The organism is Pseudomonas sp. ML96 (assembly GCF_000761545.1).
Classification (GTDB): domain Bacteria; phylum Pseudomonadota; class Gammaproteobacteria; order Pseudomonadales; family Pseudomonadaceae; genus Aquipseudomonas.
In genome coordinates, this window is the sequence record NZ_JPMY01000006.1 from 112,688 (window position 1) to 127,319 (window position 14,632).

General features: G+C 65.2%; 10 protein-coding genes. 3 read left to right on the forward strand and 7 right to left on the reverse strand.

The window, feature by feature from the left end:
• Positions 1-27 precede the first annotated feature (27 nt).
• From IP89_RS04535 to IP89_RS04545, 3 genes are all read right to left on the reverse strand, one after another.
• Positions 28-1,401, reverse strand: a complete 1,374-nt coding sequence (locus IP89_RS04535) for a DUF3482 domain-containing protein (RefSeq protein WP_043307995.1) — start codon at positions 1,399-1,401, stop codon at positions 28-30.
• Positions 1,394-2,779: a DUF2868 domain-containing protein gene (locus IP89_RS04540; RefSeq protein WP_043307996.1), complete on the reverse strand. Its 1,386-nt coding sequence runs from the start codon at positions 2,777-2,779 to the stop codon at positions 1,394-1,396. Before IP89_RS04540 ends, IP89_RS04535 begins: the two co-directional genes overlap by 8 nt.
• An 80-nt stretch (positions 2,780-2,859) precedes the next feature.
• Positions 2,860-3,951, reverse strand: a complete 1,092-nt coding sequence (locus IP89_RS04545) for a glycerophosphodiester phosphodiesterase (protein WP_043307997.1) — start codon at positions 3,949-3,951, stop codon at positions 2,860-2,862.
• A gap of 139 nt (positions 3,952-4,090) precedes the next feature.
• Between IP89_RS04545 and IP89_RS04550 the strand changes: the two genes are divergently transcribed.
• Entirely contained in the window at positions 4,091-4,615 is a 525-nt protein-coding gene (locus tag IP89_RS04550; protein WP_081963179.1) for a dihydrofolate reductase, read from the forward strand.
• 86 nt (positions 4,616-4,701) lie between these two features.
• Complete coding sequence (locus IP89_RS04555) at positions 4,702-5,349, forward strand: YitT family protein (protein WP_043307999.1); 648 nt, start codon at positions 4,702-4,704, stop codon at positions 5,347-5,349.
• A gap of 10 nt (positions 5,350-5,359) precedes the next feature.
• Here the strand turns inward: IP89_RS04555 and IP89_RS04560 are convergent, their stop codons facing one another.
• The 4 genes from IP89_RS04560 to ilvD form a co-directional block, all read right to left on the reverse strand.
• A complete protein-coding gene (locus IP89_RS04560) occupies positions 5,360-5,818 on the reverse strand; it encodes a metallophosphoesterase family protein (protein WP_043308211.1) in 459 nt (152 codons plus the stop codon).
• Positions 5,819-5,855: 37 nt separating this feature from the next.
• A complete protein-coding gene (locus IP89_RS04565) occupies positions 5,856-7,232 on the reverse strand; it encodes a nucleobase:cation symporter-2 family protein (protein WP_043308000.1) in 1,377 nt (458 codons plus the stop codon).
• 109 nt (positions 7,233-7,341) lie between these two features.
• Entirely contained in the window at positions 7,342-11,376 is a 4,035-nt protein-coding gene (locus IP89_RS04570) for a hypothetical protein (RefSeq protein WP_043308001.1), read from the reverse strand.
• Between the two features lie 109 nt (positions 11,377-11,485).
• Positions 11,486-13,324 (reverse strand): dihydroxy-acid dehydratase, encoded by a 1,839-nt coding sequence (gene ilvD, locus IP89_RS04575; protein ID WP_043308002.1) that lies wholly within the window; start codon positions 13,322-13,324, stop codon positions 11,486-11,488.
• Between the two features lie 444 nt (positions 13,325-13,768).
• Between ilvD and IP89_RS04580 the strand changes: the two genes are divergently transcribed.
• Positions 13,769-14,611, forward strand: coding sequence for a lipase (locus IP89_RS04580; protein WP_043308003.1), 843 nt, complete (start codon positions 13,769-13,771; stop codon positions 14,609-14,611).
• The last annotated feature ends 21 nt before the right edge of the window (positions 14,612-14,632 follow it).

The following is a 14,632-nucleotide window of genomic DNA, read 5'->3' on the forward strand; positions in this document are numbered from 1 at the left end:
CGGCAAGCGGCTGCCGCCGGCGACGCCTCAGTTGCCGCCCAGCTCCGCGCTCAGGTGCTCGACCTGCTCACGGCGCTCGGCCTGCTCCAGGCGCGCGCCGGCGTTGAGTGACGACCATTCGGGATGGGCACGGGCGCGGCGCAGTGCCTCGGGCAGCTTGCCCTCGCGCCAGCTGTCGTCACGCGGGGCATCGAGCTGGATGGCGCCGGTCGCCGCATGGCCACGGGCGAGCAGGGCGGCCAGCAGCTGGCGCTGGCGCAGGGCGAGCAGGCGCAGCACGTTGTCGTCCACGCTCAGTTCGCGCTGGCCCTTGAGCTTGCCGAGCAGGCGCCCGCCATAGTTGCGCGCGGTTTGCAGGCCGCCGCCGGCCAGTGCGCCGAGCAGTGCGGCGGCGCCCAGGGTGAGGCCGCCGACCAGCAGATCGACACCGGCACCGGCAGCAGCGCCGGCGGCCATCCCGCCACCGACTTTCACACCAAGCTGGCGCAGGGTCTCGGGGTTGAACAGATCGTCGCCCCAGCGCCCATCGGTCAGCGGCAGGTCGCCGGCCTGGGCGTCGCCGGTGCGGAAGGCGTACAGGCGCAGCAGGGCCTCGACGCATTGCTGTTCGCGCTGGCGCACGGCCTGGTGCAGCGCGGCGATCTCGCCCTGTTCGATCTGCGGCTGAGCGGCGACGCTACGGCGGCAGGCGGCGCAGTCCACCAGCAGCTCGGCGATCAGCCTGGCACCGGCCTGGCGCCGGGTCTCGGCCTGGGCCTCGTGGTCGGCGATCAGGCGGTCCAACTGCGGCCGGGCTGACTCGATCAGCAGGGCCAAGCTCTCGTACAAGCGTCGCTCGCCGTCCAGCGGCGGCGCCACGGTGTCGAAGCGCACCAGCGCATGCAGGCCGAGGCGGGCCAGGGCCTCGCGCCATTCATTCTCGCGCTGGCGCTCGCTGGCGCTGAAATTGAGGATCGGCAGCAGCGGCTTGCCGCAACCGGCGAGCACTGCCAGCTCGTCCTTGTACTTGGCCAGCACCGGCTCGCGGGCGTCGATCACGTACAGGCCGGCGTCGCTGGCCATGAGCTGGCGCAGCACCTTGGCCTCCTGCTCGAAGCGCTGGCGCGCCTCGGCGCCGTCGAGGAAGCGCAGCGTGCGCGCCGGGCCGTCCAGGCGTTCGCCCGGGCGGTCGAGGCGCTCCAGGTAGTCGAGCAGGGCGATGGCGTCTTCCAGGCCGGGGGTGTCGTACAGCTCCAGCAGTGCCTCGCCGTTCACCGACAGGCGCGCGCCCTCGACATGGCGGGTGGTGCTGGGCCGGTGCGAAACCTCGCCGAAGCCGGCGTCGCGCAGCAGGGTACGCAGCAGCGAGGTCTTGCCGACGTTGGTGTGGCCGACCACGGCCAGGCGTAGTGCCTTAGTCATGGCCGCTCTCCAGCCAGCCCAGGGGGGAGGTGTCGGCGCAGGCCAGGCCGAGTCGCTGCAGGGCCTCGTGCCAGTCGCCCAGGCGCTGGCTGTCGAGGGCCTCGCCCGGCGGTGGCGTGAGCAGCCAGACGCGTGTGGCGGCGGCCGTGCGCGACAGCTCGCCGAGCAGCGCCAGGGTGCCGCGGTCCGGCGAGCGGCGTGGGTCGACGGCCACCACCAGGCGCGCCGGCGGGAAACGGGTCAGCTGCTCTAGCAGGTGGCGACGCTGTTCGCGGCTATCGAGCACGCCGGCATCGGCCACGCTCTTGCCCAGTGGCGGCGGCCAGGGGCGGCTGTCGTCCAGCTCCACCGCCACCAGCAGGGCGCCGGCACTGGCCTGCACGGCGGCGCCGGCCTGGGTCTCTGGCAGCGCGGCCGGAGCTGGGTCGATCACGCCTAGGCGTTCGGCCGGCGGTTGCAGGTGCTCGGCCAGCAGGCGGTAGGCCGGAAGATTCAGGTCGAGGCTCAGGCGCCTGTGGCCATGCTGCCAGCGCCACAGGCACAGCAGCAGGCACAAGGTGCGCGGCAGCAGACCGAACACCAGCAGCACGCCGAGCAGCCAGCCGGCCCAGGCGTGGCGGGCGGCTTCCGCCGTCAGCGCGGCGTCGCCACTGGCGCGGATGGTATCGACGTCCGGCAGGGGGAAGCCGAGCAGGGCGGGCAAGCCGCCGAGCAGGTGGGTGAGGGCGACGAAGGCGTCGCTGGAGAGCAGCGTGGTCTCCCAGACGAAGCCGTAGCGCCGGGTGCTGAGCAGCAGTAGCAGCATCACTGCCGCGCAACCCAGCGCCAGCAGCCACAGGCCGTGGACCAGGGCGCCGAGCAGCCAGCGGTTGAGCCGACGGCGTTGCAGCAGCAGGACCAGCGCCGGGCCGAGCTGGGCAGCTGCGGCGTCGCGCGCCAGCTTCTCGCTGAGCCACAGCCACAGGCGGCCGAGAGCGGCCTGGTGCTCGCCGGCCAGGAGCAGGCCGAGCAGCCAGCCGAACAGGGTCAGCAGGTGCAGGCCGAGCAGGCTGCCCAGGGCCCAGAACACGTTGACCGGGCGCGAACCGTCGCCCAGCGCGGCAAAGGCCAGGCCGGCGCCGCTGAGCAGGGCTAGCAGGCTCAGCACCAGCAGGGCCAGGCGAGCACCCTGCAGCCAGTGGCGCAGGGCACGGGTCTGGCCGTCGCGGCCGGCGAGGAACAGGGCGCGGGTCTGGATGCGGGTGGCCAGGTCGCTACCGGCCTGGCGTGCCAGGCGATTGGCTTCGGCGTCCTCCAGCGGCCCAGCGTGCTCCTCGCGCAGGCGGATGGCTTCGCACAGCCAGAGGCATTGCAGGTGGTTCGATCGGGCTTCGCTCACGCGGCGTCTCTTTCACCGGAATGAGGCCGCAGCATAACCGCACAACCGCCGCCGTGGCACGGCGGCGGCCATTTGCCCGCTCAGCGCTGCTGGCGCAGGCGCACGGCGATGTCCGGCTGGTCGGTGAACAGCCCGTCGATGCCGGCATCGAGGTAGGCGCGCATTTCCGCCGCGCTGTCGCCGCGTTGCTCGGGGCGCTCGCTGCTGCGCAGGCTGGTCGGCAGGAAGGCGTTCTCGGCGCGGAAGGTGTAGGGGTGCACCTTGAGCCCGGCGGCGTGGGCGTCGGCGACGAAGCGGGTCGGCTGGCCCAGGTTGCCGGCGGCGTCGCGCGGGATCACGTAGCTCTTCTCCGGGCCGACCCCGGCGGCGTAGCGGGCGATGCGGCGCAGTCCCTCGGCCGTGGCCATCTGCGCGTAGCTCAGGGTCGAGCCCTGTGCCTGCTGGTCGTAGGGCTGGCCACTGCCGAACAGCTGGACCAGGCGCAGGCGGCTGCGCTGCGCCATCTGCCGCAGGTTGTCGACCTCGAACGACTGGATGTACACCGGGTCGCGCTGGTCCTGGTAGCCGTTTCGCGTCAGGGTGCGTAGTAGCGGGCCCTCCAGGGCCAGGCCGAGTTGCTGGAAGTGGGTGGGGTGCTTGGTCTCGATATACAGGCCGATGCGCCGCCGCTCGCTGCGCTCCAGGGTCTTCACCAGGTCGATGATCTCCTGCAGGGTCGGCACCGCGAAGGCGCCGTCCAGGCGGGCGTTGCCGGGGCGGATGGCGGGGATGCGCTCGATGGCGTGCAGGCTCTTCAGCTCGGCCAGGGTGAAGTCCTCGCTGAACCAGCCGGTGAGGCTGATGCCGTCGACCGTCTGGGTGCGCTTGCGCTCGGCGAACTCGGCGCGCGCGTCGACGTCGGTGGTCAGTCCCAGTTCGTTGTCGTGGCGCGCCACCAGCTGGCCGTCGCGGGTCATCACCAGGTCCGGCTCGATGTAGTCGGCGCCCTGCAGCACGGCCAGGGCGTAGGCGGCCAGGGTGTGTTCCGGCACATAGCCGCTGGCACCGCGATGGCCGATCACCAGGGGCGTCGGTTCGGCGCGGGCGGTGGGCACGGCGTCGCCGGCATAGGCGAAGAATGGCAACGTCAGGCTGGCGGCGACCAGCCAATGCCGCAGGGGTTGGATCTGCATGGCAACGCTCCTTGCGGGGTGGGGAGAGGGTAACAGCGCATCCACCCTGACCGCCCGCGATGACCGTTTACCGAACATGTCATGGCAGGACGATGACCGCCGGCCATGCTGCGCGCTGCTTCACACCGGGGCCTCTGGTATCCTCGCCGGCATGAACCAGACCCTGCCCCTCTGCCTGATCGCCGCCCTCGCGGAAAACCGCGTGATCGGCCGCGACAACCAACTGCCCTGGCACCTGCCGGCGGACCTCAAGCACTTCAAGGCCAAGACGCTCGGCAAGCCGATCATCATGGGCCGCAAGACCTGGGATTCGCTCGGCCGGCCGCTGCCGGGCCGCCTCAACCTGGTGGTCAGCCGCCAGGCCGGGCTGCAGCTGGAAGGAGCCGAGGTGTTTGCCTCGCTGGAGCAGGCCATCGTGCGTGCCGACCAGTGGGCCCGCGAGCAGGGCGTGGACGAGCTGATGCTGATCGGTGGCGCCCAGCTCTACGAACAGGGCCTGGCCCAGGCCGCGCGTCTCTACCTGACCCGCGTGGCTCTGCAGCCCGAGGGCGATGCCTGGTTCCCGGCCTTCGACGAGGCCGCCTGGCAACGCAGCGAGCGCGAGGAACATGCTGCCGCCGAGAGCAGCCCCGCCTACTGCTTCGAGACCTGGCAGCGCCGCTAGGACTTTTCTTCACTGCCATTGATCGACGTCGCTTTCCACGGAAGGCGGCGCCCTATGCTTGTGTCTTCTTCCAACAGGTTTCATCCATGACTGACAACACCGCCGAGCCCGCGCAGACGGAAACGGTCGCCGCCATCTTCGTCCGCCACCCGCTGTGGGAGGATGCCCTGGCGCTGCTGTTCGGCACCGCCCTGGTGGCTCTGGGCATCGCCTTCTACGGCCAGGCCGGGCTGCTCACCGGCGGCACCGTGGGCATCGCCTTCCTCGCCAAGTACCTGGCCGGCTGGCCGTTCGGCCTGGTGTTCTGCCTGGTCAACCTGCCGTTCTACCTGCTCGGCATCTGGCGCCTGGGCTGGGGCTTCACCCTGCGCACCGGCTGCGCGGTGCTGCTGGTGTCGCTGCTGGCCGAGCTGACTCCGGGCTGGGTCGCCTTCACCCACCTCAACGTGCTGTACGCCGCGCTGTTCGGCGGCGCGGCCATGGGCCTGGGTTTGCTCATGCTGTTTCGTCACCGCGCCAGCCTGGGCGGGGTGAACATCCTCGCGCTGTTCATTCAGGAGCGCTTCGGCGTGCGCGCCGGCACGGTGCAGATGGGCATCGACGCGGTCATCGTGCTGGGGGCGATCTTCGTGGTGACACCGGACAAGGTGGCGCTGTCGGTGCTCGGTGCGGTGATGCTCAACCTGGTGCTGGCGCTCAACCACCGCGCCGATCGCTACGTCGGGGTCAGCTGACCCGCCCCGACTAAGTCTGCAGTTCGATCAGCTCGGCGCGCACGGCGCCGTCGGCGATATGCAGCAGGCCGACGCTGATCGGCAGCTTGAAGCGCCGTGGCCCGGCGCTGCCAGGGTTGACCCACAGGCGCCCGTCGCGCTGCTCGATCAGCGGCTTGTGCGAGTGACCGGTGATCACCACCTGCACACTTTCCGCCAGCTCGGCCGGCACATGGGCCAGCTCATGCACCATATAAAGACCCACGCCGCCGAGTTGCAGCTCGACCACTAGCGGCAACTCGGTGGCCCAGGCCAGGCCTTCGTCGTTGTTGCCGCGCACCACGCTCAGCGGGGCGATCTGGCGCAGTACCTCAAGGATTTCCGGCTTGCCGATATCGCCGGCATGCAGGATCTGCTCGCAACCGGCCAGGGCCGCTAGCGCCTCGGGGCGCAGCAGGCCGTGGGTATCGCTGATCAGGCCGATGCGCAGTGTGGGCTCGGGCACGCTCGGCCTCCTGTGGCGGCGGTTATGGCTGCTTCGGCGTCTCTGGCAGGAACCAGTTCAGCAGCAGGGCGCAGATGCCGCCAGTGGCGACGCCGGACTCCAGCACGTTGCGCATCGCCGCCGGCATGTGCGCGAGGAACTCCGGTACCTGCGACACGCCCAGGCCCAGCGCCAGGCTCACGGCGATGATCAGCAGGGCGCGGCGGTCGAGGTCGATGCCGGCGAGGATGTTGATCCCCGAGGCGGCCACCGCACCGAACATCACCATCGCTGCGCCGCCGAGCACCGGTTCCGGCACCGCCTGGATCACTCCGGCGACGCTGGGGAACAGGCCGAGCAGCACCAGCATCGCGGCGATCCACAGGCCGACGTGGCGGCTGGCGACGCCGGTGAGCTGGATCACGCCGTTGTTCTGCGCGAACACCGAGCTGGGGAAGGTGTTGAACACCCCGGCCAGCAGCGAGTTGGTGCCATTGACCAGCACGCCACCCTTGATCCGCTGCATCCACTGCGGGCCTTCTACCCGCTGGCGCGAGATCTTGCTGGTGGCGGTGATGTCGCCGATGGCTTCCAGCGAGGTGACCAGGTAGATCACCAGCATCGGGATGAACAGGCTCCAGGAGAAGCCGATGCCGAAGTGCAGCGGCATCGGCACCTGGAACAGCTCGGCCTGGTGCATGCCGGTGAAGTCCAGGCGGCCCAGGTAGCCGGCCAGGGCGTAGCCCACGGCCAGGGCGATGACGATGGCGCAGCTGCGCATCCACACCACGGGAATGCGGTTGAGTACGACGATGATGGCCAGCACGCTGCCCGACAGCAGCAGGTTCTCGGCGTTGGCGAAGGTGCCGTTGCCCAGCGCGGCGAAGCCACCGCCCATGCTGATCAGGCCGACCTTGATCAGCGTCAGGCCGATCATCAGCACCACGATGCCGGTGACTAGCGGGGTGATCAGGCGTTTGACGAAGGGCAGGATGCGCGACACGCCGATCTCGACGAAGGAGCCGGCGATGACCACGCCGAAGATCGCCGCCATCACCGCCTCGACCGGCGTTCCCTGCTTGACCATCAGCGCACCGCCGGCGATCAGCGGGCCGACGAAGTTGAAGCTGGTGCCCTGAACGATCAGCAGGCCGGCGCCGAACGGGCCGAAGCGTTTGCACTGCACATAGGTGGCGATACCGGAGATGACCAGCGACATCGACACGATCAGGTTGGTGTCGCGCGCCGACACACCGAGCGCCTGGCAGATCAGCAGACCGGGCGTGACGATCGGCACGATGATCGCCAGCAGGTGCTGCAGCGCGGCGAGCATGGCCACCAGCGGGCGCGGGCGGTCTTCCGGGCCGTAGACCAGTTCGTTGCGCGCGTCGTCGACGGGCGGTTTTTCCAGTGCGCTCATGGCAGGCTCCGCGAAAAAAAGCGGCGATTCTACGCCACTGCAGCACAGCGGAAGAGGTAATTCAGCGGCGCGCCTGACTCAAGCCGCGCCCTTGAAACATTGCGTTTACTTAGAGCCAGCTGACATCCAGCACACGTACGAACACCCTTTTTCGTTCTTCCTCCGAGAGCAGGCTTTCCAATCTAGCTCTCAGCTCATCGGGTGTTGTGGGTTTTGGTTTCCTGTTCGGTGGGCTTTTCAATTTCTTGCTGTCGCCAAACCAAAGCACCAAATAAATCCCGTGTCCCATAGACTTCGGTGCGTGGGCATACTGGGCAATCAGCTGATCGCGCAATGCTGTCCATAACTTGTCGTGATCATCACGCTTGATCTCAATCGGCAGGGCCAACTGGTTCCGGTAGTCGAGTTGAAGATCGGCGCGCTTGTCTCCTGCATGGTCATATTCCGGGGCAATGCCAATGCCGTGAGCATCCAGGCGAGATCGCAAGCGGGCCAATAGAACATCGCGGCATAGGTTTTCTCCGCGCCGGCTGGGGGGCTGCCCATTGGGAATATTCCAGAACATCCGATAACCGTCGTCATTGGCATGGCGTAGTTCATGGGCGATGTCGTCTAGGTGACTCAAGGTAAGGTGCATTAGATCAGCGATATTCGCTGGCACCTGGTTGGCCAGCACGTCGGCGACCTCCTCCAAGCCCAGGAAACGGAATTCAGCTTCCCTTCTGCGCGCTTGCTGCTGCTCCAATGTGCTCCGAATCCTGTAGTGCTGAGTAGACAACGCTGGGCTATCAAGCAGGCGCTGCAACTCATTTCGGGCCTCTACATTAGTTTGCGTGCCAAACCAGTCGATCATGCCGCGCAGTTCGTCGCCAAGATCCATCGCTGCAGTGACGAAGCCTCCACGGCCACGCTCTAGGTCGGCATGAGGGATAAGTGCCTCGATCAAGCGCCCCAGAATGCGTTCTGGTTGGGAGGGGCACAGGGCCGGCAGTTGAATGCCTTGCATCAGGACTTCAACCGCTAGCTGCATAGCTACATCTGCCTCCTCTGCCTCGCCGAGGCGTTGCCAGAACTCATCCTCGTCGTCAGAGCTGCCATTCAGTACCTGCAGTGCCAGCCACAGAAGGCGCTGGTCAGTATTGAGTTGTGGCAATTTCAACTTTTGTAGAGCCAGCGCAGCAAGGCACTCCGGAGCGGACACTAGAGCCGCTTTCAGCAACTGCCGGAGGTCATGGAGTTGCTGCGCAGCGGCTGTTTCGGGAAATTGTTGCAGCAAACCTGGGCTGGCCAGCTGAGCGACCTTTGCATAGGCAGTATCTCTAGCCAATAAGTAAGTCATGCCTGCAGATGTACTGCCTGCAGCAAACGTACTAGTGGCCTGGCGAACCAGCACACGGGCAAACAATTCGGGACGCTGCTGCGCGGTTTGCGCGCACCAAGTGCTCAGATCATCCAGCCCGAAGTGTGGCGTGCAGAGATAAATGGCGAGCAATAACTCAACTCGATCATCTGGCAGCGCCGTCACTTGCTCGGGTGTATCTACCCAGCTCAGTTGCAGGCCAAGCAGACAGGGAAGACTAATGTAATAGCGCTTTCCAGATTGACTCAGAGAGATGATCTCTGTGACAGAAGGCAGATCAGGGCGCTGCAGGCATCTACGAAACCCCGACTCGGCTGCCTGCATAAGGCCGTCGCCTAGATCGCTGTAGCTGGCAAAGCGGGCGTTAATTGTTTCCCCATGAATGTTCGAGAAACGATCTAGCCAAACCCTCACAAGATCTTCCAGCAGGTGTGCCGAGGCCGTGCCGGCAGCAATTGCGGGAAGTTCGGGAGTAATGTGTTGAGTTCTCTGGTGGCGCTGCTCTGCTTGCCGCTCTCTGTAGCTGCGAGTACGCGCTGCGTCTTGCAAGCGCCAGCTCTCCTGTTCCAAATCACAGAAAAGCCCTTTGTGTAACCAGGCAGCCCTATCTGGGAACTTCTGTGCCCAGGCATCTAAAACCTCCAGAGACAGCCCTTCGGCACCGCGTTGCTGCATTAGAGCGTGAATTGCAAATTGAGTATGGATTTTGGCTGCCGCCTCGTCCTCCAGCGTGCCTGCGCGCCGGAGATGCCAGAGCCCTATATCTGCTGGTGGGATTGCATCGTGCAAATAGAGGTGGGGGATACGCCTGCTATCGCTCGCAATGGTTTGGACGCATTGATTAAGTACGGCCTTGTATCTCTCTGGGCGCTGTTCAAGCCAACTCTGGATCTGTACTCGAGAGTCTTGCTCCCTGTTGAAATGCCCATATTGATTAGCTCCGGCCCCTAGCCAGTTAAAGAGCTGCTCATCTGTAGCGGATTCACCGAACTCATTGAGAGTACGAACAAGCAATCGACCAACCGAGCGGGACAGCATCCACTCGGTTCTGTCTTCATCAAAAAAATCGCTCTTTGCACAAAGCCCATCCAACAACGCCGGTAACTGATCCGCTGGGGCTCGTTCCGATAGCCCATGCTCCAAGAACATCAGATAGCCTCCAATCAAATGTGTGTCCTTGGGTGGATGAAGGCAGTGGAGAAGCTCGTTCGGCATCAAAAAATCCGGATATAGCCGATCTAGCAGTTGGCTCAACAACTCGTCATCTTCGTCCTCAACCTCACCGCTGCATATCTGCGACAGCAAGGCTTTGCTCTCAGTAGGAGAGGTCACTTTCAGCCAAATACTAAGCGCGCTATTTCGAAGGCGTTGCCAGAGCGAAGTGTCTTTGATCGTCGCGAGCAGTGGAGTTGCCAGAGAAGCATCAGCATGGCCGTACTCAAGAATATCCAGCACACAATCCATATGGGACTGTGTTGCTTCATCGCGCTCGGAAGCCTGCAGAATGCGCTGAAAGTCCTCAAGCAGCGATTCGTCTGCCAAGGCCCTGAACCCAGTCATGTCTTGCCAAAGGTGCCAGCGGTATCCCGGAAACTTCTCTGCCTGCTGGCGCAGGGCCTGCAGCAGATATCGCTTGTCTGCGGTGCTGAACGGACCTACATCGCCATACAGCACGATACCGAGCGGATCTGCTTCTATCAGGCGCCTACGTATTGATGTGCTCTGTTGAGCCAGCCATGCGACTAGTCCCCGTAAGTCGGCGACTACTCCTCCATCGAAGCCAAACAACAGATTAAGTAGACGGCCATGTGGCAGGCTTTCGCGATCCAGCTTGTCCGCCAGCCAGCTGGCCGCCAGATATTCGGCAATGCTGCGGTGGTGAGGCGTTAGGTGTTCAGCGTTACCAGGGGAGGGGGTGAATAAGGCAGATTGCAGTGCCCTTCTAGCTGCGGCGGGGATTTCTGGCTTGAACTGGCTGAGTGCTGGGTAACTGAAGTCGCTGGAGTCTAAATCGCTGGCAATTCCCGCCTTACTCGAAAGTAGCTGTACTGCGAACAACTGCCCTGCCGCTTTCAGCAAGATTTCGTTATCGGTCGTTTTGGCTTCACTGGTTTGCCGGTGGCGAACGTTGTTTTCCGCCACCAATTTCTCGCAGGCCAGTCGATAAACCTCGTTGCGGCTTTCCGGCCATTTTTCACCGCTGACGGCCCTGGCCATCAGGCCGAGCATCTGTGGATTACTCAGCAGCTGGGCAATGCCGTAGCGTTCGGCTTGTTCGATAAAAGCTTTGGGATCGGCGACGTTGTAATTGCTGTGCAGGATTTGCTGGATGTCCTCGCCACTCAGCGGACATAGCTGCAATACCTTCAACTGGCCATCAGGGCTGGCACCCTGCAAATCAGAGATGTCTGTCGATCCGTACCAGTCAGCTGCGCGGCAGGAGAGTCGGAAGGCTGGTTTGCCAAGTTGAAGCAGTTGTTGGCGGATGCGTAGAGGTAGGCTGTCAGCACCCGCAGAGCGGGCCTCATCTAACGCGTCGATGAATAGGGTTTTCCCGCGCCACTCCTCCAGCGGCGGAGTCGTTATTACAAGCTCGTTCACAGTGACGTATACGCCACCGGCCTCCAGAGAGGCCTGCCTCAGGGCTTCACTCTTGCCAGCCCCAGGCTCGCCCAACAGAACCCATGCTGGCGTCATGTGAAAGTTGTCGAGTGGTAGCTCTTCTAGCCCGTGTTCTTCATCCTGCTTTTCAGCAACTTTCTGCACTCGCCTGGCTACCAGCATCGTCCTTATCCCTCGAAACCTGCATGCCCGGCAGGATACAGGGCTGATCTGTGGTGCAGAAAGCAAAGCGCCCCGCTATTGCGGGGCGCTTTTTAACTACTGAACGGGCTTAGCCGTCGAGCAGCGACTTGTCGCGTACTGCACCCTTGTCGGCGCTGGTAGCCAGCAGGGCGTAGGCCTTGAGCGCGGTGGTCACCTTACGCGCGCGCGGGGCGACCGGCTTCCAGCCCTTCTGGTCCTGCACGATGCGGCGGGCGGCCAGTTCTTCATCGCTGATCAGCAGGTTGATGCTGCGGTTGGGGATGTCGATCAGCACCTTGTCGCCGTCACGCACCAGGCCGATGGCGCCGCCCGCGGCGGCTTCCGGCGAGGCGTGGCCGATGGACAGGCCCGAGGTACCGCCGGAGAAGCGGCCGTCGGTGAGCAGGGCGCAGGCTTTGCCCAGGCCTTTGGATTTGAGGTAGGAGGTCGGGTAGAGCATTTCTTGCATGCCCGGGCCGCCTTTCGGGCCTTCGTAGCGGATGATCACGATGTCGCCGGCCTTCACTTCGTCGGCGAGGATGCCCTTAACGGCGCTGTCCTGGCTTTCGAAGATCTTCGCGGTGCCTTCGAACACGTGGATCGACTCATCCACGCCGGCGGTCTTCACCACGCAGCCGTCGAGGGCGATGTTGCCGTACAGCACGGCCAGGCCGCCTTCTTGCGAATAGGCATGCTTGACGCTGCGGATGCAGCCTTCGGCGCGGTCGTCGTCCAGGGTTTCCCAGCGGGTGCTTTGGCTGAACGCGGTCTGGGTCGGGATGCCGGCCGGGCCGGCCTTGAAGAAGGTGTGCACCTTCTCGTCGCTGGTCTGGGTGATGTCCCACTGGGCGATGGCGTCGGCCATGCTCGGGCTGTGCACGGTCGGCACGTCGGTGTGCAGCAGGCCACCACGGGCCAGCTCGCCGAGGATGGAGAAGATGCCGCCGGCGCGGTGCACGTCTTCCATGTGGTACTTCTGGATGTTCGGCGCCACCTTGCACAGCTGCGGCACCTTGCGCGACAGGCGATCGATGTCGCGCAGGTCGAAGGCGATCTCCGCCTCCTGGGCGGCGGCCAGCAGGTGCAGGATGGTGTTGGTCGAACCGCCCATGGCGATGTCCAGGGTCATGGCGTTCTCGAACGCCTTGAAGCTGGCGACATTGCGCGGCAGCACGCTGGCATCGTTCTCGCCGTAGTAGCGTTGGCACAGCTCGACGGCCAGGCGGCCGGCGCGCAGGAACAGCTGCTCGCGGTCAGAGTGGGTGGCCAGGGTCGAGCCGTTGCCCGGCAGGCCAAGGCCGAGGGCCTCGACCAGGCAGTTCATCGAGTTGGCGGTGAACATGCCGGAGCACGAGCCGCAGGTCGGGCAGGCGCTGCGCTCGTACTCGGCGACTTTTTCGTCGGAGCAGGAGTCGTCGGCGGCAACCACCATGGCGTCGACCAGGTCCAGGCCATGGTTGGCCAGCTTGGTCTTGCCGGCTTCCATCGGGCCGCCGGAGACGAACACCACCGGGATGTTCAGGCGCAGGGCGGCCATCAGCATGCCGGGGGTGATCTTGTCGCAGTTGGAGATGCAGACGATGGCGTCGGCGCAGTGGGCGTTGACCATGTATTCCACGGAGTCGGCGATGATCTCGCGGCTCGGCAGGGAGTAGAGCATGCCGTCATGGCCCATGGCGATGCCGTCGTCCACGGCGATGGTGTTGAATTCCTTGGCCACGCCGCCGTGTTTCTCGATCTCGCGGGCGACCAGCTGGCCCAGGTCCTTCAGGTGCACGTGGCCAGGCACGAACTGGGTGAAGGAGTTGGCGATGGCGATGATCGGCTTCTTGAAGTCTTCGTCCTTCATCCCGGTGGCGCGCCACAGAGCGCGGGCGCCGGCCATGTTGCGGCCGTGGGTGGAGGTTTTCGAGCGGTAATCAGGCATGACACGGTTCCTGCGGCTAATCAGGTAAGCATTGGTTGTGGTGAGCGGGTCGGCGGCAGATGACCGCGTCGGAAGGGGGCGTGGAACGAGACGGGATCACCGTCCGCCCGGCCCGGGCTCACAGCCCGCCGGAGGATGCCTGGCGAGGAATGCCCCGATTCTACGCCCGCCGGAGCCGCCGAGCCAAGGCGGGCGCGATTGCCGGTGGCGCGCCGCCGCTTCGGCGCGAGCTAGCCCGTTGGTGCGATGCCGCCCATCCGCTTTCGCCGTTCGGGTGATTGCGGGTGAGGCCGGGCGCTCACGTAGGGTGCACGGCGGCGCGCCACTGCCTATAGGTCGAGCGCCGACCGTCGCCTGCTTGAGCAGTGCAGCCCGGGTCCGGCGTGGTGGGTCGGGAGGGAAGGCGATGGGTATCTCAGGGAACAATAACGAGGAACCCTACCAATGCATGACTTCACACTCGGCGGCCTGGCGGCCGTGCTTCTGGCCATGTCGGCCTCCGCCCTTGCCGCACCGCTGCCGGATACCCCCGGCACCGCCTTCCCGGCGGTCTCCAGTTTCGATGCCAGTGGCCCCTACGCCACCAGCAACCAGAGCGAAGGGCCCAGCTGCCGTGTCTACCGACCCAGCACCCTGGGCCAGAACGGCGTGCGCCACCCGATCATCCTCTGGGGTAACGGTACCGGCGCGACGCCCGACACCTATGCGGCACTGCTGACCCACTGGGCCAGCCATGGCTTTGTGGTGGCCGCCGCGGAAACTTCCGATGCCGGTACCGGCCAGGAGATGCTCGCCTGCCTGAGCTATCTGGTGCAGGCCAACGGCAGCACCTCCGGTGTCTATGCCGGCAAGCTGAATGCGGGGCGAGTCGGCACTTCGGGCCATTCCCAGGGAGGTGGCGGCTCGATCATGGCCGGCCAGGACGAGCGCGTGCGCACCACGGCGCCGATCCAGCCGTATACCCTCGGGCTCGGTCACAACAACAGCTCGCAGAGCAAGCAGAAGGGGCCGATGTTCCTGATGTCCGGCGGTGGCGACACCATTGCCTTCCCCTACCTCAATGCCCAACCGGTCTATACCCGGGCCAACGTGCCGGTGTTCTGGGGCGAGCGGCGTACGGTTTCGCACTTCGAGCCGGTCGGCAATGGCGGGGCTTATCGTGGCCCGGCTACTGCCTGGTTCCGCTACCAGCTGATGAACGACCAGAATGCCAGCAGCACTTTCAATGGCACGCTGTGCAGCCTGTGCGTCAGCCCGCTGTGGACGGTGAAGCGCAAAGGCTTCTAAGGCAGGCGATCGGGCCCCGCG